The sequence below is a fragment of the Anaerotruncus sp. AF02-27 genome (genome assembly GCF_003465835.1).
Taxonomy (GTDB): Bacteria; Bacillota; Clostridia; order Oscillospirales; family Ruminococcaceae; genus Anaerotruncus; species Anaerotruncus rubiinfantis.
Window position 1 is genome coordinate 10,465 of record NZ_QSBX01000003.1, and the last position, 22,110, is coordinate 32,574.

25 protein-coding genes and 1 pseudogene are annotated in these 22,110 nt (G+C 53.0%); 10 read left to right on the forward strand and 16 right to left on the reverse strand.

Translation table 11 applies throughout. From position 1 onward, the window contains the following. From DWV16_RS03770 to DWV16_RS03805, 9 genes and pseudogenes are all read left to right on the forward strand, one after another. Positions 1–781 (forward strand): electron transfer flavoprotein subunit alpha/FixB family protein (locus DWV16_RS03770; protein WP_199719761.1); only part of this gene is annotated, 781 nt, incomplete at its 5' end. A gap of 14 nt (positions 782–795) precedes the next feature. Further along, positions 796–1,905: a glycerol dehydrogenase gene (locus tag DWV16_RS03775; protein WP_118477840.1), complete on the forward strand. Its 1,110-nt coding sequence runs from the start codon at positions 796–798 to the stop codon at positions 1,903–1,905. Positions 1,906–2,133: 228 nt separating this feature from the next. Beyond that, a complete protein-coding gene (yiaK, locus tag DWV16_RS03780; RefSeq protein WP_066452530.1) occupies positions 2,134–3,138 on the forward strand; it encodes a 3-dehydro-L-gulonate 2-dehydrogenase in 1,005 nt (334 codons plus the stop codon). A 67-nt stretch (positions 3,139–3,205) separates the two neighbouring features. After that, positions 3,206–3,337, forward strand: a pseudogene (locus tag DWV16_RS19755) (LacI family DNA-binding transcriptional regulator); the annotation flags it as partial. A gap of 42 nt (positions 3,338–3,379) precedes the next feature. After that, positions 3,380–4,204, forward strand: a complete 825-nt coding sequence (locus DWV16_RS03785; RefSeq protein ID WP_255420051.1) for a substrate-binding domain-containing protein — start codon at positions 3,380–3,382, stop codon at positions 4,202–4,204. Between the two features lie 215 nt (positions 4,205–4,419). Next, the gene (locus DWV16_RS03790) at positions 4,420–4,644 is read left to right on the forward strand and encodes a FeoA family protein (protein WP_066452527.1); all 225 of its coding nucleotides are present in this window, start codon (positions 4,420–4,422) and stop codon (positions 4,642–4,644) included. Continuing rightward, entirely contained in the window at positions 4,641–4,862 is a 222-nt protein-coding gene (locus DWV16_RS03795) for a FeoA family protein (RefSeq protein WP_066452522.1), read from the forward strand. Before DWV16_RS03790 ends, DWV16_RS03795 begins: the two co-directional genes overlap by 4 nt. A 61-nt stretch (positions 4,863–4,923) precedes the next feature. Continuing rightward, on the forward strand, positions 4,924–7,083 hold the full coding sequence (feoB, locus tag DWV16_RS03800) for a ferrous iron transport protein B (protein WP_118477841.1): 2,160 nt from the start codon (positions 4,924–4,926) through the stop codon (positions 7,081–7,083). Between the two features lie 84 nt (positions 7,084–7,167). Beyond that, positions 7,168–7,347 carry a FeoB-associated Cys-rich membrane protein gene (locus DWV16_RS03805; protein WP_066452518.1) on the forward strand — a complete coding sequence of 60 codons (180 nt, stop codon included), beginning with the start codon at positions 7,168–7,170 and terminating at the stop codon, positions 7,345–7,347. Positions 7,348–7,498: 151 nt separating this feature from the next. Here the strand turns inward: DWV16_RS03805 and DWV16_RS03810 are convergent, their stop codons facing one another. The 15 genes from DWV16_RS03810 to DWV16_RS03890 form a co-directional block, all read right to left on the reverse strand. Then, the gene (locus DWV16_RS03810) at positions 7,499–8,416 is read right to left on the reverse strand and encodes a SufD family Fe-S cluster assembly protein (protein WP_066452517.1); all 918 of its coding nucleotides are present in this window, start codon (positions 8,414–8,416) and stop codon (positions 7,499–7,501) included. After that, the gene (locus DWV16_RS03815; protein ID WP_066452516.1) at positions 8,413–9,144 is read right to left on the reverse strand and encodes an ABC transporter ATP-binding protein; all 732 of its coding nucleotides are present in this window, start codon (positions 9,142–9,144) and stop codon (positions 8,413–8,415) included. Before DWV16_RS03815 ends, DWV16_RS03810 begins: the two co-directional genes overlap by 4 nt. 152 nt (positions 9,145–9,296) lie before the next feature. Beyond that, the gene (locus tag DWV16_RS03820; RefSeq protein ID WP_118477842.1) at positions 9,297–11,144 is read right to left on the reverse strand and encodes a heavy metal translocating P-type ATPase; all 1,848 of its coding nucleotides are present in this window, start codon (positions 11,142–11,144) and stop codon (positions 9,297–9,299) included. A 41-nt stretch (positions 11,145–11,185) separates the two neighbouring features. Beyond that, entirely contained in the window at positions 11,186–11,404 is a 219-nt protein-coding gene (locus DWV16_RS03825) for a cation transporter (RefSeq protein WP_118477843.1), read from the reverse strand. Between the two features lie 28 nt (positions 11,405–11,432). Beyond that, complete coding sequence (locus DWV16_RS03830) at positions 11,433–11,795, reverse strand: metalloregulator ArsR/SmtB family transcription factor (RefSeq protein ID WP_066452652.1); 363 nt, start codon at positions 11,793–11,795, stop codon at positions 11,433–11,435. A gap of 93 nt (positions 11,796–11,888) precedes the next feature. Further along, on the reverse strand, positions 11,889–12,359 hold the full coding sequence (locus tag DWV16_RS03835) for a low molecular weight protein-tyrosine-phosphatase (protein WP_118477844.1): 471 nt from the start codon (positions 12,357–12,359) through the stop codon (positions 11,889–11,891). A gap of 185 nt (positions 12,360–12,544) precedes the next feature. Further along, positions 12,545–13,744: a site-specific integrase gene (locus DWV16_RS03840; protein WP_118477845.1), complete on the reverse strand. Its 1,200-nt coding sequence runs from the start codon at positions 13,742–13,744 to the stop codon at positions 12,545–12,547. A 111-nt stretch (positions 13,745–13,855) separates the two neighbouring features. Continuing rightward, entirely contained in the window at positions 13,856–14,089 is a 234-nt protein-coding gene (locus DWV16_RS03845; protein WP_008703749.1) for an excisionase, read from the reverse strand. A gap of 241 nt (positions 14,090–14,330) precedes the next feature. Beyond that, positions 14,331–15,668, reverse strand: a complete 1,338-nt coding sequence (locus DWV16_RS03855; RefSeq protein ID WP_118477847.1) for a virulence-associated E family protein — start codon at positions 15,666–15,668, stop codon at positions 14,331–14,333. Continuing rightward, positions 15,637–16,281 (reverse strand): CHC2 zinc finger domain-containing protein, encoded by a 645-nt coding sequence (locus tag DWV16_RS03860; RefSeq protein ID WP_118477848.1) that lies wholly within the window; start codon positions 16,279–16,281, stop codon positions 15,637–15,639. Before DWV16_RS03860 ends, DWV16_RS03855 begins: the two co-directional genes overlap by 32 nt. A gap of 64 nt (positions 16,282–16,345) precedes the next feature. Further along, entirely contained in the window at positions 16,346–17,926 is a 1,581-nt protein-coding gene (gene mobQ / locus DWV16_RS03865; RefSeq protein ID WP_118477849.1) for a MobQ family relaxase, read from the reverse strand. 185 nt (positions 17,927–18,111) lie between these two features. Continuing rightward, positions 18,112–18,864 (reverse strand): bifunctional 2-polyprenyl-6-hydroxyphenol methylase/3-demethylubiquinol 3-O-methyltransferase UbiG, encoded by a 753-nt coding sequence (locus tag DWV16_RS03870; protein WP_118477850.1) that lies wholly within the window; start codon positions 18,862–18,864, stop codon positions 18,112–18,114. A gap of 407 nt (positions 18,865–19,271) precedes the next feature. Further along, complete coding sequence (locus DWV16_RS03880; RefSeq protein ID WP_118477852.1) at positions 19,272–19,568, reverse strand: DUF3847 domain-containing protein; 297 nt, start codon at positions 19,566–19,568, stop codon at positions 19,272–19,274. Then, a complete protein-coding gene (locus DWV16_RS03885) occupies positions 19,561–19,902 on the reverse strand; it encodes a DeoR family transcriptional regulator (protein WP_118477853.1) in 342 nt (113 codons plus the stop codon). The genes DWV16_RS03880 and DWV16_RS03885 overlap by 8 nt, the downstream gene beginning before the upstream one ends. Continuing rightward, positions 19,899–20,087, reverse strand: coding sequence for a hypothetical protein (locus DWV16_RS03890; protein ID WP_118477854.1), 189 nt, complete (start codon positions 20,085–20,087; stop codon positions 19,899–19,901). Before DWV16_RS03890 ends, DWV16_RS03885 begins: the two co-directional genes overlap by 4 nt. Before the next feature lie 482 nt (positions 20,088–20,569). Here DWV16_RS03890 and DWV16_RS03895 point away from each other — a divergent pair, with 482 nt between their 5' ends. Beyond that, the gene (locus DWV16_RS03895) at positions 20,570–21,376 is read left to right on the forward strand and encodes a helix-turn-helix domain-containing protein (protein ID WP_118477855.1); all 807 of its coding nucleotides are present in this window, start codon (positions 20,570–20,572) and stop codon (positions 21,374–21,376) included. 105 nt (positions 21,377–21,481) lie between these two features. Here the strand turns inward: DWV16_RS03895 and DWV16_RS03900 are convergent, their stop codons facing one another. Then, positions 21,482–22,084: a Type 1 glutamine amidotransferase-like domain-containing protein gene (locus DWV16_RS03900; RefSeq protein WP_118477856.1), complete on the reverse strand. Its 603-nt coding sequence runs from the start codon at positions 22,082–22,084 to the stop codon at positions 21,482–21,484. Between the last annotated feature and the right edge of the window lie 26 nt (positions 22,085–22,110).

Sequence of the window (22,110 nt, forward strand, 5' to 3'; positions counted from 1 at the left end):
CCGCGCGGCCCCGGCCGCGTCCACTGTGCGCACCGCTTATGAAACCGCGCGGATCGTGGCGGCCGCGGCGAAGGAGACGCCGCCGCTCGCGATTCTGCTGCCCGCCACCGTTTACGGCCGCGCGGCCGCCCCGCAGGTGGCGGCGCTGCTCGGCGCCGGGCTCACCGCCGACTGCACCGGCCTTGCGATGGAAGGGGATCTGCTCGTGCAGACCCGGCCCGCGTTCGGAGGGAACATTCTGGCCGAGATCGTCGGCACCGGGAGCCTGCCGCAGATGGCGACGGTTCGGCCGAAAGCGATGCCCGCGCCTGTGCTCGATTATTCCCGCACCGGTTCGGTGAAACCGCTCGCGGTTCCGAAGCTGGATCTTCCTCTGCGGCTGCTGCGCCGGGTGTGCGAAGCACCCGCGCAGACGCTTACCGGCGCGCAGCTGATCGTTGCGGGCGGGCTTGGCGCGGGCGGCAGGGAAGGCTTTGCGAAGCTTTCTGAGCTTGCGGGGCGTCTCGGCTGTCCGCTTGGCGCGTCGCGCGCGGCGGTCAACGCTGGGCTTGCGCCGTATGCGGCGCAGGTGGGGCAAACCGGTGTGACGGTGCGGCCAAAGCTCTATCTGGCCTTCGGAATTTCCGGCGCGGTGCAGCACCTCGCCGGGATGGGGGCCTCCGATTATATCATCGCGGTCAACACCGACCGGCGCGCGCCGATCTTCGACCACGCCGATTATGGGGTCGTCGCGGACAGCATCGAAGTGATGGATCTGTTGCTGAAACAGTTAGAAAGTTGAAGGAGGGGCACATCATGACTACGACAAGCACAAGGGCCTTTGCCTGCCCGCTGAAATATATCCAGGGACCGGGTGAATTTGACAATCTCGAACGTTATACCAGCGGCTTTGGCCCGAAGGTTTGTTTTTTGATTGACGGTTTTTTATATGACGGGTTGAATGCCCGGCTTGCGGGCATCTACGGCCCGACCCAGTCGGAATATCTGGCGATCAGATTCGAAGGCGAGTGCTGCCAGGAGGAATTCGAGCGGGTCGGCAGGCTCGCCGGGGAATTCGGCGCGGACGTACTGGTCGGCGTGGGCGGCGGCAAGACGCTCGACACGATGAAGGTCATCGCAAACGAAGTGGGGCTTCCGCTGATTATCGCGCCTACTTCCGCCTCGACCGACGCGCCGACTTCGGCCATGTCGGTCATCTATACCAAAGACGGCGTCTATGTCAAAAACGTGCGGCATAAACGTCACTCGGAGATGGTACTGATGGATACCGAGATCATTGCGAAGGCACCGGTCCGGCTGTTTGTCTCCGGTATGGGCGATGCGCTCGCAACCTATTTCGAAGCCGCCGCCAACGACCGTTCGGACAGCGCCAACTATATCGGCGGCGGATATCGCCGCTGCAAGGCAGGCATGGCGATCGCGCAGATGTGCTATGACATCCTGCTGGCGGACGGACTGCGTGCAAAGCTTTCGCTTGAGGCGGGCTGCTGCAGCGAAGGGGTCGAAAATGTCATCGAGGCGAATACCCTGCTCTCCGGCCTGGGCTTTGAAAATACAGGCTGTGCCTGTGCGCACGGTATCCATGCGGGTCTCACCGAGCTGCCTTCCACCCACCGGTTCTACCATGGGGAAAAGGTGGCGTTTGGCGTGGTCTGCCAGCTCATGCTGGAAAACGCGCCGGGCGAACTGGTCGACGAGGTGCTCGGCTTCATGACGGCGGTGGGTCTGCCGGTCACGCTCGGCGACCTCAATGTGGAGGCCACACCGGAGAATGTGCGAATCATCGCGCATAAGACAGCGGTCGAGAATAAGCTGATCCAGGCGGAGCCGTTCCTCATCACCGAGGACAGCGTTTATAACGCTATCTTAGCGGCGGATGCGGCTGGCCGGTATTACCGTGCCTGAAAAAGTGTGGAACTGCGTTCCCCGCCCGGTTTTCGGGCGGGGGCAATTTTTGAAACCAAATAGAACCGGTTTCATGAATATTGTGGAAAGGCAATAAGAAAAATGGTTTCTTCTTATGAAGTTGGGAGAAAATGTGGGTTGATTCCTTGACATTTGCAGGAAGTGTGGTAAATTAAATTCATAAAACCGGTTTCACAGAACTTTACAACAATTTGAGGAGGAAAACATATGAGAATCCCTTATGACGAACTGGTGGCAGAATTTAACCGCGTCCTGATCAAAAAAGGCTTTGACGAAACGGATGCGCTCGAAGCGGCGAAAATTTTTGCCGACAACAGTGTGGACGGCGTCTATTCCCACGGCGTCAACCGCTTCCCACGCGTCGTTTCCTACATCGAAAAAGGCTACATCAAGCCGGACAAGAAAGCGATCAGGGTTGGCGGAAGCGGAGGGTTTGAACGCTGGGACGGCCAGCTTGGCATGGGAAACCTCAATGCGAAGCGCTGCATGGACCGTGCAGTGGAGCTTGCGGGCGAATATGGCGTGGGTGTCGTGGCGCTCGGCAACAACAACCACTGGATGCGCGGCGGATATTTCGGCTGGCAGGCGGCGGACGCAGGCTGCATCGGCATCTGCTGGACCAACACGATGCCCAATATGCCCGCCTGGGGCGGCAAAGACCGCCGCATCGGCAATAACCCTTTCATCATTGCAATCCCGCGCTCGAACGGCGAGCATGTTGTGATCGACTGCGCGATGGCGCAGTTCTCCTATGGAAAAATCGAGGAGTGCCGGCTCAAAAAGATACCGCTGCCGGTTGTCGGCGGCTATGACTCCAATGGCAACGTCACCACTGACCCGGCTGAGATCGAAAAGACCTGGCGGGTGCTGCCGATCGGTTACTGGAAGGGCTCCGGTATCTCGATTGCGCTCGACCTGGTGGCGACCGTGCTTTCCGGCGGCCTTTCGGTTACCGCTGTCGGTAAAAAGTGTGAGGAAGAATATGCGCTCTCCCAGATGCTGATCGCGATCGATCCACGCCATGTTGCCGCACAGAATATCTCCGACATGCTGATCAACGAGGTCATCGACGATATCAAAGCTTCCGAACCGGCCACAGAAGGTGGAAAAATCCTCTATCCCGGAGAGCCGGAGATCCTGACCCGCCGTGACAACCTCGCAAACGGTATCCCGGTCCTTGAGGAAATCTGGGCGCAGATCAAAGCGATGTAATCCAGCCCGCACAGGCGGCGGATATGCGATGCCGGAAAACGGCATGTGAAAAAGACGGGAGGGACCGACATTGACCATCTACGACATCGCGAAGCTGGCCGGTGTTTCGCCGTCCACCGTTTCGCGGGTGCTCAACAACAAGCAGAATCTGCGGGAGGAAACCCGTCTGAAGGTACAGAAAGTGCTTGATGAGAACCATTATACCCCCAGCATGTTCGCCCAGAGCCTTGTGAGCAGCTCAATGCGCACGATCGGTATTCTGGTCACCGATATCCGGGAACTGCACCATTCCAACACCGCCTATACCATCGAGCAGGAATTCAGCAGGCTGGGTTATTGCTGCATGCTTTGCAATACCGGCGAGGAGCCCGAAAGCCAGAGCAATTACCTGCGCATGATGGGCGCGCGCAAGGTGGACGGCGTGGTGCTGCTCGGTTCGGTTTTTCAGACCCGGTATATCCAGAATGAGATTGCCAGGCACCTGCCTGAAACGCCGGTCGTCATGGCAAACGGCTATCTGCCGCTGCCGAATGTCTGCGGCATTCTCTGTGACGACCGCGGAGGCGTCTGTGAATGCGTGACAAGCCTTCTGCGGCGCGGGCACACCCAGATCGGTTTTGTGCAGGACTTTGACAACGCCAGTTCCCGGCAGAAATGTCAGGGCTATCTGGAGGCATTTGAACGGATGGGGATTGCCTGCAACCGGGACAATATCCACCGCGGGGTCTGTTCCATCGAAGGCGGCATGGATTCCACTCGCAGGCTGCTCGAACGCAATCCTCTGATCACCGCGATCCTCTTCGGGGAGGATATCGCGGCGGTCGGCGGCATCAAGGCGTTGAAAAAACTCGGCAAGCGGGTGCCGCAGGATGTGGAAGTGGCCGGTTTTAACAATTCGGTCTACACCGAGGTCAGCAGTCCGGAACTCACTTCGGTTGACAACAAGATGGGGATTATGGGCATGACCGCCGCGCGGACCCTGTATGATATGATCAGCGGTGTGAAGCCGGCCTCCCGAATGACCCTTTCTGTGGATGTGGTCTATCGGGAAAGCCTGAAAAAATAAGGAAAACCGGGCCGCGCGGCAATGGCTGCGCGGCCCGGTTTTTCTTCGCGGGCAAACATGTGGAGAAAAAAGACGCGATGGAAAAATTTTTAGGAAATGCTTGACAAATCAAGTTAGCAAGTGTAAACTACATAAATAGAAAGGGTTAGTTAAAGCTAACCCATATCTTTAATGAGAAAGTTAGCAGACCCTAACAGAAAGGGATGGTAAAGATTATGCCGTTGACAATGGCACAGACAGGCAGCCGGAGCAAAGTGAAAATGATCCACGGAAAGGATGAAACGAGGCGGTTTCTGGAAAGCCTGGGCTTTGTGGAAGGCGGAGAGGTGACAGTCGTGTCCGAGCTGGGCGGGAACCTGATCGTAAATATCAAGGATACCCGGATTGCGCTGAGCAAAGCGATGGCGAACCGGATCATGATAGAGGAGGGAATCTCATGAAAACATTGCGGGAAATCAAATGCGGGGAAACGGTCACGGTGGCCAAACTTGGAGGCGAAGGGGCGCTTAAGCGGCGGATCATGGATATGGGGATCACCAAAGGGGCCTCCATCTATGTGCGCAAGGTGGCGCCGCTGGGCGATCCGGTTGAGGTGACGGTGCGCGGTTACGAGCTGTCGATCCGCAAGGGCGACGCGCAGAATATCTTTGTGGACTGAAGATTTTTACGAACACGGGTTAGTGATGACTAACGATGGAACAAAGATGGGGAGGATGCATATGACAATCAAGATTGCGCTCGCAGGCAATCCGAACTGCGGGAAAACGACGATGTTTAACGACCTGACCGGATCGAGCCAGTACGTGGGAAACTGGCCGGGAGTCACGGTGGAAAAGAAGGAGGGCAGGCTCAAAGGGCACAAGGATGTCATCGTGACCGACCTGCCGGGCGTGTATTCGCTATCGCCGTACACACTGGAGGAAGTAGTGACGCGGGACTACATCATGGAGGAGCGGCCGAGCGTGGTGGTCGACCTGGTGGACGCTTCGAACATCGAACGCAACCTTTATCTCACCACCCAGCTGACCGAAATGGGGATTCCGGTGATTATCGCGCTCAATATGATCGACATCGTCAAGAAAAATGGCGATGCAATCGACACGCAAAAGCTTTCCGAGGCGCTGGGATGCGAAATCATCGAAACATCCGCGGTAAAAGGGGCCGGGTCGCATGAGGTGGCCCGGCGCGCGGTGGAAATGGCAAAGACCGGGATGAAAACAACGCCGCAGCACACCTTCGACGCAAAGGTCGAGGAGGCGCTCGGACAGATTGGGCGTCTCATCGAGGGGATAGTGCCGGCGGAAAGCCTGCGCTGGAACACGATCAAGCTGTTTGAGCGGGATGAAAAAGCGATGGCGAAGCTTTCGCTTCCCGTCGATGCGCGCAAACAGGTGGAAGAGATCATCGCGGGCTGCGAAAAGGCATTTGACGACGACAGCGAAAGCATCATTACCAACGAACGTTACCAGTATATTGCCAGGCTGGTCAAGAACTGTGTACAGAAACGCCGCGCTGGGATGACCGTTTCGGACAAGATCGACCAGGTGGTGACCAACCGATGGCTGGCGCTGCCGATCTTTGCGGTTATCATGTATGTTGTTTACTATGTGTCGGTTTCGTGGCTCGGCACCATTGTGACCGACTGGATGAACGACACGCTGTTTGCCGAGACAATCCAGCCCGCTGTGACCGGCCTTTTGGAGAGCGCGGGAGCAGCGCAATGGCTCATCGGCCTGCTCGTCGACGGGATCATCGGCGGTGTGGGCGCGGTGCTCGGCTTTGTGCCGCAGATGTTCATCCTGTTCTTCTTCCTGTCCATTCTGGAGGACTGTGGGTATATGGCGCGCGTGGCGTTCATCATGGACCGCATCTTCCGTAAATTCGGGCTTTCGGGCAAGAGCTTTATCCCGATGCTGATCTCGTCCGGCTGCGGGGTGCCGGGCATTATGGCGACCCGCACGATCGAGAATGAGAAGGACCGGCGGATGACGATTATGACAACGACTTTTATCCCGTGCGGGGCGAAGCTGCCGATTATTGCGCTGATCGCGGGCGCGGTGTTCCCGGAGATCACCTGGATGGCGCCGGCGACCTACTTCTTCGGAATCTTCATGGTGATCATCTCGGGCATCATCCTCAAAAAAACAAAGATGTTCGCGGGCGATCCGGCGCCGTTCGTCATGGAGTTGCCGCAGTATCACTTTCCGGCGCCGAAGGGCGTGCTGATCCACATGTGGGAGCGCGGCAAGGCGTTTATCATTAAAGCCGGTACGGTGATCTTTGTGGCCTGCGGGGTCATCTGGTTTTTGCAGAACTTCGGCTTTGGCCCGGAAGGGTTCGGCCTGGTGGACGACCAGAACGCCAGCATGCTGGCGGCGATCGGAGGCGTGCTCGCGCCGCTGTTCCTTCCGTTGGGATTCGGCAACTGGCAGGCGGCTGTCGCGAGTGTGACCGGGCTTGTCGCAAAGGAAAATGTGGTTGCAACTTTTGGGGTGCTGTTTGGGCTTGGCGAAGTGGCCGAGGACGACCCCGCGCTGCTGGCGGCGCTGCCGGGGCTGTTCACAACCAGCGCGAGCGCGTTGGCCTTCATGGTGTTCAACCTGACCTGCGCGCCCTGCTTCGCGGCAATCGGGGCGATCCGGCGCGAGATGATGAGCGCAAAATGGACCTGGTTCGCAATCGGCTATATGACCGGTATGGCGTATGTGATGGGCTTCATCATCAACCAGCTGGGTGGGGCGTTGTTCTACGGAGTGCCGTTCGGGATTGGGCAGGTGCTGGCGCTTATATGTGTGGCGGTGCTGCTGTGGCTGCTTTTCCGAAGCTGCAATCCGGATAAGAAGAACCCCAAAGCGCTTCCGGTTGGCGTGAATGCCTGAAGAAAATAACGGAAAAAGACCGGCCGCCTCGCCGCGGGGCCGACGGGAACGACATTGGATGGCGCGGCGGAAAGGAAGGCTTTTATGATTACCTGGGTGATCTTTGGTGGGTTGGTGCTTTTGATGTTCTTTGCGGCAAGATACGCTTTCCGCAAGGCCAAAAACGGTGAATGTGTCGGCTGCTCCGGCTGCAAAGGCGGGCGCGGATGCTGCGGCTGCAAAAGCGAAAGCAGTCCGCCCGCCCCATCCCATGACGGCAGATGAGCCTGCCGCTTCCAAAGTTGATTTAACCCCGTTCCCCAGCCGGGCCCAATGCTGCTGTAAAATGGGCCCGGCCGGGGAACACCTCCAAAAAAAGACGGATACAAGAAGCGGCCCGCCGGGAATCTCCGGCGGGCCGCTTTTGCGGTGATGTTTATTTGAGGAACCCGGCGACAATCTTCGCTTCGGCTTCCGATTCGGTGAGCCCCAGGGTGCGCAGCTTGAGGATCTGCTCACCCGCGATCTTGCCAATAGCAGCTTCGTGGATGAGGGCCGCGTCGCCATGGCTGGCGGTGAGCTCGGGGGCGGCGTCCACCGTGCCGTTGTCCGCGATGATGGCGTCGCACTCCGAATGGCCGGTGCAGCGCGCGTTTCCGACGATACGGGAACGGTAGGCCTGATGGGAATTGCCGCGCGCCACCGAACGGGAGATGAGATCGACGCCGGAGTCCTCGCCATCGAGCACGACTTCGAAATCCGTTTTGGCCTGCTGATCGCCCTCGGTCAAAAGGCGTTCGTGGATAAGCAATTTGGCGCGCGGGCCGACCGTCGCCTTCATAGTGCGGGTCGTGCGGTCCACGCCGCCAATCTGGGAGGTGTCCATCTCGAGCACCGCGTCCTCTTCAAGGGTCGCTTCGGTGACCGGATCGATCGACCGCAGACCGGTGCCATGGCCGGTCCCGAGATGCTTTTCCACATAGCGGACATGCGCGCCTTTCGAAAGGAAAAAGCGATGGATACCGTTGTGTCGGGCAGCCGAGGCATCCTCGGTATGCACGCCGCAGCCCGCGACGATGGTCACGTCAGCGCCTTCGCCGACAAAGAAGTCGTTGTAGACCAGGTCATCCACATTGCCGTGAGTGACGATGGCGGGAATCGAAACCGTTTCACCATGGGTCCCGGGCAGGATGCGGATATCAAGGCCCGGCTGAAATTGTTTGGGTTCGATTTTGACGTGTTCGGTCGATTGGCGGCCCGCGCATCCGCCGTCCTCGCGGATATTAAACGCGCCTGAAAAAGAGCCGGCCCAATCGGAAACAGCCGCGAGCAGCTCCTGAGTGACATGATTCATGATGCAGTTCCCTCCTCCAGGTTGGGGCAATGGCCGCAGCGTTCCTCGCCGCCGAGCAGCTTTGGCAGGATCTTATCGCGCGGGCCGCGCTCCTGTACAAGCCCGTCAGCGATCACAACCAGCTCGTCCGCGATCGAGAGGATCCGCTCCTGGTGCGAGATGATGATGAGCGTCCCATCCAGGCTCTCGCGCATCTCCTGAAAGACACTGATAAGATTCGAGAAACTCCAGAGGTCGATGCCCGCTTCGGGCTCGTCGAAGATGGAGATGCGGGTGTGCCGCGCGAGCACGGTTGCGATTTCAATACGCTTGATTTCGCCGCCCGAAAGGCTGCCGTTTACCTCGCGGTCGACATATTCCCGGGCGCATAGCCCCACCCGGCTGAGAATTTCGCAGAGTTTGTCCTCCGAAAGCGATCCGCCTGCCGCCAGTTCGACCAGGTCGCGCACGGTCACGCCTTTGAAGCGTACCGGCTGTTGGAAGGCGTAGCTGATGCCGCGCCGGGCGCGCCCGGTGATATCAAGGCCGGTGATGTCCTCTCCGTCGAGCAGGATACGACCGGAATCGGGCTTTTCAAGCCCGGCGATCAGCTTGGCGATGGTAGTCTTGCCGCCGCCGTTCGGCCCGGTGACGACAATGAGCTTGCCGTCCGGGATCGAAAGGTCAACGCCTTTCAGGACGCGTTCCCCGCCAGGAGCGCCCCATGTGATCTGTTCGAGTGTAAGCAATGATATTGTCCCTCATTTCAGGACGGGCCAGTTTGGAAGGCCTGTCCGCTTTCATCTAGCCGCGATTGATACGTAACAAAATTATAGGCCCGGCAGCAGAAAAAGTCAAGCTGCCCAAGGCGCTCAAAAGCCCGCCGAAGCGGGCTTTTTGGTCATTTGTCGGGACGCAGCGCGCGGGAGGCGTTGAGGATCGCGATGACCGATACGCCCACATCAGCAAAGACAGCTTCCCACATGTTCGCAAGGCCGCACGCACCCAGTATGAGAACCAACGCCTTGACGCCAAGCGCAAAGACAATATTCTGACGCACGATACGCAGCGTTTTTTTCGAGATGCGCATAGCGGAAGCGATTTTCGACGGCTTGTCATCCATCAGCACGATATCAGCCGCTTCGATCGCCGCGTCGGAACCGAGCGCCCCCATCGCAATGCCGATGTCGGCGCGGGAAAGGACCGGCGCGTCATTGATGCCGTCACCCACGAAGGCAAGCTTGCCCTTCGGGGACTTTTCGCAAAGGAGCGCTTCGACCCGGCCGACCTTGTCGGCGGGCAGCAGCTGGGCGTGGACTTCGTCGAGCCCGAGCTCCTTTGCCACGCTTTCGCCGACCGCTTTCGCGTCCCCGGTCAGCATGACCGTCTTACGCACGCCCTGCGCCTTCAGCGCGGCGATTGCCGCTTTCGCATCGGGCTTGAGTTCGTCGGAGATGACGATGTGCCCGGCATAGGCCCCGTCGACCGCCACATGAACGGTGGTTCCAACTTTATGGCAGGGGTGCCATGCCACGCCGATTTCGTCCATCAGTTTGTCGTTGCCCGCGCAGACCATCTGTCCGCCAACCGTGGCGCGTACGCCGCGGCCGGAGAGTTCTTCCACGCCGGTGACGCGGCTCTGGTCGATCTCCATGCCGTAGGCCTCCCGTAGCGAGCGGGAGATTGGATGGTCGGAAAAGCATTCCGCGTAAGCGGCCAGTTCGAGCAGCTTGGCTTCCGAGAATTCGTCCGGATGGATCGCGGTGACGTTGAAAACGCCTTTGGTCAGCGTGCCGGTTTTGTCAAAGACCACGATTTCGGTGTCCGCGAGCACCTCGAGGTAGTTGCCGCCCTTGACGAGAATACCGGTTTTTGAGGCGCCGCCGATCCCCCCGAAGAAGGAGAGCGGCACCGAAATGACCAGCGCGCATGGGCAGGAGATGACCAGGAAGATGAGTGCCCGGTGGACCCAGTCGGACCACGGCAGCCCCATCGTAAGCGGCGGGATCACTGCGAGCAGCAGGGCCGCGGTGACCACTGCGGGCGTATACCAGCGGGCGAACCGGGTGATGAAATTCTCGGCACGTGCCTTTTTGTTGCCTGCGTTCTCCACGAGATCGAGAATTTTTGCCACGGTGGACTCTCCAAACGCCTTGGTGACCCGCACGTGGATGAGGCCGCTGAGGTTTACGCAGCCGCTGATCACGTCGTCGCCGGACTCTACGTTTCGCGGCAGCGATTCGCCGGTGAGCGCGGCGGTATCGATCGCCGAGGCGCCCTCGAGCACCATGCCGTCAAGCGGGATCTTTTCTCCCGCCTTGACAACAATCACATCGCCGACCGCGACCTCATCCGGATCAACCTGCAGGAGCTGTCCGCCCCGCTCGATATTGGCATAATCGGGCCGGATATCCATGAGGCTGGCAATCGACTGGCGGGAACGGCCTACAGCATAGCTCTGGAAGAGTTCACCAACCTGGTAGAACAACATAACGGCCACGCCTTCCGGATATTCTCCGGTGCAGAATGCGCCAACTGTAGCCAGCGCCATCAGGAAGTTCTCATCAAAGACCTGCCCACGAAAAATATTGCGGCCCGCGCGCCAGAGCACGTCGTAGCCGATGACCGCGTAAGGCCCCAGAAAGGCAACCAACCGCAGCGGTCCTTGCGCCGGGAGCAGCAGCGCCGCCGCAAAGAGCACCGCGGCGCCCAGAATCCGGTATAAGGTCAGTTTTTGTTTTTTATTCATCGTATAACCCCTCTATCGTCGCAATTTCGGGATGCGGAAAATTACAGGCAGATGGTACAGTCAGGTTCGATCTTTCTGCAGGTTTTGACGACTTCGCGCATGATTTCGTCGAAACGGGCGTCGTCCGCGTCAATGGTCATTTTCTGGGTCATGAAGCTGATGGCAACGTCGTTTACACCATCCAGCTTTTTCACAGCGTTTTCCATCTTGACGGCGCAGTTTGCACAGTCGAGATCCTGCAGTTTAAAGTGCTTTTTCATAAGATATCCCTCCAATGAAAGATTCATTCTATTCAGCGACATGTTCCATGCCCTGGTTGATGATCGTGCGGACATGTCCATCCGCAAGGGAGTAAAAGACGGTTTTGCCTTCGCGGCGGTATTTGACGAGCTTGCTTTGTTTGAGCGCACGCAGCTGGTGGGAGATGGCGCTCTGGGTCATGTTCAAAAGCTGCGCGATGTCGCAGACGCACATCTCGGATTCGAAGAGCACATAGAGGATTTTGATCCGGGTGGAATCGCCAAAAATTTTGAAAAGTTCGGCCAGATCATAAAGGATTTCATCTTCCGGCATCTCCTGGGTGACTTTGCGGATGATATCTTCATGCGCGTGGATGTATTCGCAGCGTTCAACGTCATTTTGATCAAGCATATTTTCACAACCATTCATATGAAATATTGTTCATATATTATTATATATAACCGCCCGGAAAAGTCAACACCTTTCCGGGCGGTTTGAAAAATTTTATGCGCAGAGTTCACCGCGTTTGGCCAGATATTGGAGCAGCGCCTCGCAGCCTTCACAGATATCTTTCCAAGCAGTGTCAAAATCATCCGAATACCATGGATCTGAGATGTCACGCGGCCGGGGGGAGAAATCGAGCAGCCGGAAAACCTTGCGGTCTTTGTCCGGGCCTAAAATCCGCTGCATGTTTATGAGGTTGCGGTTTTCCATGCCGATCAGGTAATCGTAATTTTCATAGTCGGCGCGGGTCAGCTGGACCGCACGCTTGCCTTCGCAGGTGATGCCGTGCTCCAGCAGCTTGCATTTGGCGGCGGGGTAGACCGGGTTGCCGATTTCCTCGGCGCTTGTGGCGGCGGACGCGGTTTGGACGGCGGCGCTGACCCCGTGTTTTGCGGCGAGATCACGGAAAATAAATTCGGCCATCGGACTGCGGCAGATGTTGCCGTGGCAAATAAATAATACTCTAATCATCTTTTTATATCTCCATTTAAGTCTTGTATTTCTTCTCAAACGCTTGATATTTCAGGGTTTTCTGACTTTTGAGTTTTCCTTTCTTTTCAAGGTATCTTCTCAAATCTTCTCATTTTTTCTTATGTTTTTCCCTGCAATCTTGGTAAATCCATTGGTAAAGCAAGCGTCCTTACCAACGGGCTTTTTTAACTATTCGCTATCCGATATACTTCTTCCTTTGCATCATCAAAATTCACATGGGTGTAAGTGTTCAAGGTTACACTGATGTCTGCGTGACCCATGATATACTGCAAGGTTTTCGGATTCATCCCGGATTTTGCCATATTAGAGCAAAAGGTGTGCCTGCATACATGAGGGGTAACTTTCGGCATCTGGATACGGTAAATCCTGTTGTATTTCTGAATGATATGCTCCAGATACTTTTCCCAGTGAAGGGCAACCATCGGCATATCGTTTTTATCCAGAAACAAAAATCCTGCATATCCTTCCACCATCGGTTCAACTTTTGGTGTCTTGCGGTTAGCAATGATTCTGCAAAAACACGCTGCGACAGCTTCCGTCATCGGCACATAGCGGATGCCTTTGTCAGTTTTTGGTTCTTCAATTACATACTGCATCTGTGCAGTACGCTGTAACTGATGGTCTACCTTGATACGCATTTCTCCAAACTCGATTTCTGAAACCGTCAGTCCACAGAACTCTGAGATACGAAGCCCTGTGTGAAAAAGAATATAGATTGCACCATAGTATCTGCTAAAATGTTTATCTTCCTGAATAAACTTTAGCAAATCTCTCTGCTGCTTTCGGGTAATCGCTTCTCTGGTAACAGAATCATTGACAATGACGGATGCAAGCTCAAATTCAAATGGATTTTTACGAAGCAAATCATCGTCTACCGCCATCTGAAATGCCGGTCTTAGAACTCCCCGGATAGAATGAATGGAACTGTATCCCCGTCCATCAATCTGCTGGAGCTTAATCAACCATGCCTTTGCATCTGACAAACGCACCTTATCAATTCGCAGATTCCCAAAACTCTCTTTTTTCAGCATATTGATGACCGTTTTATATCCGGCAACCGTATTGTGACGAACTCCTGTTTTCAATGAAACATACTTTTCTACCAGTTCCAAAACAGTATAGTTGCCACCGTTGGTTACGATACGGTCAAACAAATCCGCTTCAATCTGTTTTTCTTTCTCACGCAGGGAAGGCTCCCGCTTCTTCCCTTTTGGCATTGGATCATTCTTGTCCAAACGCCAACTGTATACATTTTTCTCTTTTCCGTCCTCATCAATATAGCGGAACCGATACCTCCCATCTTTACGCTGGTACTCGCCCTCTCGCAAAATCCGATTACGGTTATCTCGTCTTTTCTCACTCATCGTGAACTCTCCTTTCAAAAAAAGAGAGCCAGACTTGCACTCTTATCATAGCACAAATACAGCTCTCCGCATAGTTATATCATGTGAAATCGGTAAATCTGTCAGCTCTGTTTACACAGCAGTAGCCTGATCCAGATACCTCTCAAATTTCTCACGCTTAATGAGGGCACGATTGCCGTTCATCACATAAAAATCCTCATTGGGATGTGTGTCAATAAGCGTTCTCAATTTTCCTTCGCCGATATGATAATATCTGGCTGCTTCCTCAATGGTAAGCGTATATCTACGCCACACCGGAATATCCGAGTAATTTTTTCCTTCAATATTCAGCTTATTATTCGCCATAGGCAGTTATCCTCCATGCATGAAAATAGCCAGACAGAGGGTGTCGGCAACGAAGTCCGGCAACCGGCTTCAAAAGACCTTGCAAACAATCTCAATCTGGCGATGGTTACCATTTATACTTTTCTTTTATTTTTCTGTTGTTTTGGTTGTTATAAGGGAGAAAAGCCCGGAAATAAGGTTTTTTCCCCGGCAACCGGCTCGGCAACGGGATAGCAACAGGGGGTGCAACGGGCTGTCATTTTCAGAATGGAAGCTCCATCTGTTCTATGACCTCCACAAAACCGTCCATTGTTTTTTCAGACGGGTTGCATAAGTCCGTTGCCGGGTTTTCATGCTCCCAGCCCTTTTGTCTGCCATATTCGGAAAACATTCTTGGGTTTTGGAAGTACCGCCAGCCGGAAATGCACTGGTTCATAATCTCGTTGATTTCCCGGATTTCCCATTGCTTCGGCTCGTCAAAAGCATGGTTCAAGGCTTCCTTATAGAGCTGCTTGGAGCAGACCATGCTCCCGGTGTACTTATCAAGATACGCCTGTATCATCCCGGCTTTGGTGTCCTCCGGCATAAAATCCCGCTGGTGTTCTTTGAGATACCGCTGCATGGCGGGGCTGAAAGCCAGCTTGAACCTGCCGCTTCGGTAAATCTCCATCGCTTCTGCCCACATCTGCCCGATATAGGCTCTGGAAGCAGCTTCGTCCTCCAAAATGTGAACCTCGGCTTGCTCCGGGTAAACCATGACGGGGATAAAGCGGCGATTGCCGGAACGGTCAAGGGGCAGGAAGTCAAGAACATTGGAAGTGCCGCCAAACACGCACTGACGGGGGCGGTCTGCCGGGTGAGTTTCATAGGGTATCTTGTAAACCTCTTTCTGTCGGCTTAAAAATGACTTGATTTCCTCAATGCTCTTGGCGTTGGCGGTTGCCATCATTTCCGACATTTCGATAATCCAGTGACCTTGCAGCTTGCGGTACACATTGTCATCGTCCAGCTTCCGCAAATCATCGGAGAACCACTCGTCCCGGACTGCCAGCAGACGGAAGAAGGTGGACTTGCCAGCCCCCTGACCGCCTACCAGACAGAGCATGATTTCAAATTTGCATCCCGGCTGAAAGGCTCGTGAGATTGCACCCAGCAGGAACAGCTTCAACGCTTCATAGGTGTAATCGTCTGTGTCAGCCCCCAGAAAGTGCCGCAGGCAGAAGCGAATTCGCTCTGTCCCGTCCCACACAAGGGAACTTAAATAGTCCCGGATGGGATGGTACTTGTTTTCATTCGCCACAATCCCGATGGCATTATCAATCTTTTTCTCATTGGTAAGCCCATAGGTTTCTTCCAGATAGAGAAGCAGATACTTCATATCCGTATCGTTCAGGGCTGTGCTTTCTCTGTGGAAGCCGATGGGCTTTATGATGTCCTTGCGGTCGGTCAGAATGTTGTATGCGATAGCCCCGGAAAGCAGAGGGTCATGCTGGAATACAGTCAGGCAGTTCCGTATGCTCTGACGGACACCGCCTTTCTCGGTAGTTTCCATCCCCGCCTTGATTTCCTCAATGCTCTGGGGCGGCTGCATGGCGTTCATGGTGTTTTTTAGTTCTTGCTGCGTCTGCGGCTGCAAGCTCTGCCATTCGCTGTTCAAGCTGTATCACATCCTTTCCGTAGTCCGTAATCAAAGCCGCTTTTTCCTCTGTTTCCCCGAACAGCAGCACATCCAGCAGATATTCCACTTGGTCTTGCTTCTGTAAGGCTTCCACAAACCGGGGATGAAAGACTTCCTCTGGAGAGTGCGGGGCATATTCCTTTCTCCACACTCGAAGTAGGTGGAGATAATCGGCAAGGATACGGAAGCAACGGTTTTTTGCTTCCTGAAACTGTTCCTCCGGGGATTTCTGCCGGGGCTTGGGCTTTTTTTTCTTTTCCGGCGGTTTCCAGTCCTCATAGGAAAGCCCGAAGTCCTGTGCCAGCTGTACGGCGGCTTCTTTCTTTCCCAGCCCATACAGGGCGGCGGCAAAATCAATCACATCCCCATCCGCACCGCAGCCGAAGCAGTGGTAACGCCGATCCAGCTTCATGCTTGGGGTTTTATCGTTATGGAACGGACAGCAAGCCATCCCGTTCCGACCTACATGGATTCCATAATGCTCCGCAGCCTGTCTTGTTGTGACGGACTGCTTCACAGCTTCAAATACATTCAAATCTATCCCTCCTTAAAAAGAAAAAAGCACCTGACATTCTCTGATTGAAAATGGCAAGTGCCTGTTAAAGTTCCATATCCTGTTGTCTGTGTTTCGTCTGCTCCGGGGCGGTTCTTTGAGCTTTTTTCTCGTCTGCCTTATCCTGCAAGGCTTCCTTAATGGGCTGTTTCTTGGGCGGCTCTTTGCTTTCCTCTGTGCCGGGAGTGGCTTTCCGTACCCAGTAGCGGATGTCCCGCAATTTCTTCAAATCCTCCTGTACCTCGGTCAGCGGTGCTTTCAGCTCTGCGATTTCGCTGAGAAGCGTTTCCTGCTCCTGTTGCAGTTCCTTTTGGGTGCTGTCCTTATCGTCCGGGTGCTTGGCAAGGTAGGCAGCGGCTTTCTCATACCGGGCAACCTCCGGGTGTTCCTGTTTGAATTTCTCCTTTGTTTTCTTAAAAAATATCTTCTGGTACTTCTCATAGACAGGCTTACATTCCTTGCAGTCTGTCCGGCTGGCAAGAATTCCGTCAATCACTTTGCTTCGGGCTTCCTTTGGCTTCATCTGATTGCGGTAATCTGCGGCTGATTTCCCGGAAGATTCCAGAAATGCTTCTAAGTCCTCCACAGTGGAAAGCCCCTTTTGCTGGAGATAGGACAGGGCTTCACTGACTGCCTTTAAGTCCTGTGAAGTCCCCCGGTTCTGTCCAGCCCTCGTCCAGTTTTTTCGTTCTTCCTTGCGTATCTCCATATATTTCATCAAAAGATCGGGAAGAAGTGTCGCTTCCTCCGCCGCCTTTTGTGCAAGCAGTTCTTTCCGTTTTTCGCCCAGCTCGGTAATCCAGCCTTTGAGGTTTTGGATGAGCTGACGGATAGACTTCATCAGGCGGTTGGCGGCTTTGATTTCCCGGTTCAGGTTGCCGATATTCGTTTGGATACCCCGCTTTTCCATCTGCCGGACAGCAGCTCCCTCATGGACAGTAGGGATAATATCAAGCCCCTGTCTGGCATAAGAACGCAAGTCCACACGCTCCGGGCGGTCATTGGCTTCCAGATAGCGGTTCTGGATGACCTCCCATTCATGCCGCCAGATTTCGCAATACTTCTGGTCGTTCCAATCCACCGTATCCTCCTTGTGGCTTTTCCACCTGCCGGACGGAAGTTTTATCCGTTCCCCGTTTTCGTCAAGGTCATAAACCTTGCGGCTCTTTGGAAGCCATTTTCCATGTTCGTCCATTGCCCTCATAGTCAGCAGGACATGGGCGTGGGGATTGTGTCCCGGCGGATGGGGGTCATGGATTGCAAAATCAGCAACCATGCCTTTGGAAACAAACTGCTGCTTACAAAACTCCCGGACAAGGACAGCGTACTGGTCGGGCGGTATCTCTCTGGGGATGGTAAGCACCCACCGCCTTGCAAGCTGGGAGTTCCATTGTTTCTCCACCGCTTCGGCGGCGTTCCATAGGGTATTGCGGTCTGCATATTTCTGTGGGGCATTTGCCGGGAGCAGGATTTCATTGTGGACGATACCACGCTTTTCCGGGTAGTGCTTCACTTGCTGGTCATATTCACAGAAAAGCTTTTCGCCACTCTGGTAAGCAGCGGCGGCAACCGCAGACTGCCGCTGGCTTCGCTGTACAATCGTGATTTCGTTGTGTGGACAGGGCATTTCGTGTCCCTCCTTTCTATGCTTGGTGGATGGGGTGGCGTTTTACCACCTCATTTTGAGCAGAAAAAAAGCAGGAGACCTTTTTCAGATTTCCTGCTCGGTGTGCCGCTGTGTGGGCGGCGGGTATTTAGTTGTAAAAGTTCGGGGCAAGTTGACCCGATGTGTTAATGACAATCTTAAGTTTATTATAATTTTTCTTTTATAATAGGTTTTCTTGCGATTGACTTTACCAACAGCATCATAGGACGGCGTAATTCATCTTGAAAGCCTGGAATATCCATCATTTCTTGCGGCGGTTCTGCTTCTTCTACCACTTTAAGTTCAAAACTGTTATTCAATAACCCCATCATAATTTGCGTAAGTGTGTGGTGTTGCTTTACTACATCACACCCTAAAAAATGTGTTTTTCGCTCCCCTGAGAAAAAGTAATTGTCAATGGGCCAGTACTTTGGAGTTCCTACATCTGTATAAATCCAGTCTTGTCCAACTCCGGCAGTAAAAACGGGATGTTCAATATTAAAGAGAAATATTCCATCTGGTTTCAATGTTCTATGAATTTTTTGGAAGATAAGTTCTATATCTTCAATATAGTGCAATGCCAGATTTGAAATAACACAATCCCATGTATTCTCTGGGTATTCGTATTCATCTATTCCACAAACACGATACTCTATTTGTTCTCCTGCATTACGCTTTTTTGCTTCTTCAATCATCTTACTGCTTAAATCTATTCCCAATACATGCGCAGCTCCCTGTTCAGCCGCAAATTTGCAATGCCATCCATAACCACAACCTAAATCAAGAATCTTTTTTCCTTTGACCGAAGGAAATAACGGTTTCAATTGGTGCCATTCTCCGGCAGCACTTAGACCTTCTCGACTACGGGGCATTTTTGCATATTCGTCGAAAAAATTCTTATTGTCATATTCATTATTCATATCTAATATCCTCCGAAACTGAACTTGTTTTTATCTGTCAACCATTGTAATTTCTCCATAAGATTCCCTCTACCAGTTCATCTTTATTACTGCTTTCATTATACTTCATTACCTCCTGAAAAGATAGCATATTTTATGAAACTTGTCGGCTGGGAACAGCTTGCAACGCAAGGTATCCCCAGATGGCAAGTCCACAAAAGGGTAGCTGGCGGCAGCCAGCGCAGGGGTGCAAAACGTCCAGTGGACGTTTGCCCTGCACCGACCGAAGCGGAGCGGAGACGGTGTAGCGTCCCCTGTTTGATTTGGAGCAGACCATGACTGCGGAAAATCACAGCCCTCCGGCGAGGAGCCTTCGGAGAACGCAATGCACCAACCTCTGGGTGGTGTATAATTGCGCCCTTAGTAAACTAAGGGGTTTCCGGCTTCTCCCGTTCCAGCAGTTTTTTCAATAGTTTCTGCGTGTCCTGCCTGTGAAAAATGAGTTTCAACAACAGCATGACATCATCGTCTGTCAAGCGTTCCGGTTCTTGCAGAAAACTTTCCAGCATACCGCCACGAGTACAGAGCCGGTGCGTCCGTTCCTTTCGGGTAAGCTGCTTTAACTGGTGCTGCAATGCCTTTTCATCATTGATGGCTTTCCGCAGTTTCTTTTCACTTTTTTCCAGCTCCCGGTTGAGCTTTTCCAGCTTTGAGGTATCAGGCAAGGGCAGCGTCCTCCTTTCCCGGTATCAGCACATAAATCCTGTTTGGTTCTCCAACGCCCTGACGCACCCGCATGATAAGTCCGGCGATTTCCAGTTCATTCAGAGAACGTTTGACCGTCATGGGACTGCGGGACAGGACTGTAGCAATGGCTGTGACAGGGAAGCAGACAAACAAGGTTCCATTCTCGTCCTCCTGACCGTTGGAGAGCATAACATCCAGCATCCGGCAGTACATGACCTTTGCGGTGCTGCTGACTGGAAATCCTGTCAACGCTCTTGGAAATGGCATACAGGGTGGCAATGGTGTGTCTATCGTCATAAATTCAAAATTCATTCTGTGTATTCCTCCTTTTTCTTTGCTCGTTTGGATAAATAACGGGGGCAGTCAACCACAACCGCCCGGAAGCTCTGCTTGCACCCATGCTGGCATTTCCGGCATAATTCGTTGTAAGTGACACGCCCCCGGTCATTGAGGTAAAAGGAAAGCTTATGCTTCCGCTTTTTGCTCATTCTCGGCATATTGCGCTTCCTCCCGTTTTAGTGTATGGTTTCGGGGCGATTTTCGGCAAAATTACAGCCATAGAACCGCCTAAAATCTCCCAAAGTATCAGCGATAGGGTAGACTATCCCCCTATCAGATTGTCGTGTTTCGGTATCATTTCGGTGTCAGTTCGCCAGTTCTCCCCGGTGTCGTTCCTCCCCTGAATCTCACAGCGGCGTATCGCTCCCTTTGGTACGCTCGTTTCGGTCAGGGTTCCTCCACATCCCTGCCAAAAGTCATGGCACTACATCGCCGGGGAAGCATATCCCACACAGGCTGGTCATTCGATTGGAATAATCCATCGATGAACTACCTGTATCATAGAACATTTTTGTGCCCTGTGCCGTATGTCCACAAAGTAGGAATTCGGGGAAAAATCAGAAATTTCCACGATTGTGGAATTGATATGGTATAATCAATTCAACGGTTATAAATGTCGTCAGAAGGGGGAACTGCTTCAATGAACGGAGCTACTACAATACAGGAACGGCTAAAAGATTTACGATTAAACAAAGGATTAAAACTGGAAGAACTGGCAGAGCAAACGGGTATTTCAAAATCGGCTCTTGGCAGTTATGAAAAAGATGACTATAAGGAAATCAATCATGGCAACCTTATCCTGCTGGCAGATTTTTATGGGGTGTCCCTCGATTATCTCTTTTGCCGGACAGAGAACCGGGCGGAGATCAACACGCCATTAAGGGAGCTGCATTTGAGTGATGAGATGGTAGCACTTCTGAAAAGCGGTCGGATTAACAACCGTCTGCTCTGTGAGCTTGCCACACATAAAGATTTTATCAAGTTTCTTGCGGACATTGAGATTTATGTGGATGGGATTGCCACCATGCAGATTCAGAACCTCAACGCCCTTGTCGATACCGTCCGGCATGAAATCATTGAACGGTATCGCCCCGGCGAAGATGACCCGCATTTGAAGGTACTGCAAGCCGCCCATATCAGTGATGATGAGTATTTCAGTCACATGGTTCTGGATGACCTCAACCTGATTATCCGGGATATTCGGGAAGCCCATAAAAAGGACAGTGAGAGTGCACCCCAGACCACCGTTGCCAATGAACTGAAAGAAAATCTGGACGCGGTCGAAAATTTCAAGGGCAGCCGGGATGAAAAGCTGGTTGTTCTTTACTGCAAGCAGCTCGGTATCAACTATAAAAACCTGTCAGATGAAGAATTTCGCTGGCTGATTGGGATTCTCAAAAAATCAAAGAAAATGGGAACGCCTATCAGCCAGAGGAAAAAACGATAAAGAAAAACCGCTGTTGCATGGTTTGTTGGTTTCCATGTAACAGCGGTTCGTGCTGTGGTTATTCAGTTAAGTTTTCAGAGTGGAAAACTCACTGGAATTTTCAAATCAGTCATTGCAAATCACCTTTGACTCGCTGCCATCAACTATAATTGCTTGTTTGTTGTTAATGGGGCATAGATTCAAATCTGAAAACGCAGCCACGATTTTCTCGGTAGTTTTCTTAAAGGGCGCTGTAAGATAATGGGGAAGAACATAGAAATCAATCAAATCCAGCCCCGCATCATCTTCCTGAGAGTAATCCTCTGGCTTTTCATCCATTTGTTCAATATACTGAATGGTTGGAGCGCATATAATTGCGCCTGCTGACTCGCCGATCATCAGTTTTCCGTTTGCCAATTCTTTCTTCAACAGCTCATCCGTTTCCGTTTTACGGAGCTGGTCTATAAGGAAGAAAGAATTTCCGCCGGTAAAATATATCACATCCGCATCTTCAAAAACAGACTGTATCGTTGAATAAGCCTCCGTTGAAATATCAATTTCAGTTACAGATGCTCCCATTTTTTTGAATAGTTTTCGAGCCGAGCCAACATAACCGGTATAACCTTCACGCAGCGAAGCTGTTGGAATAAATGCGACTTTCTTGTTATCAATTTCTTCTTTTATCAAACTTCCTACGCTTGAAAAGTGCGAACATAAAAACAGTTTCATCTAAATTCTCCTTTATAACCTTCGAT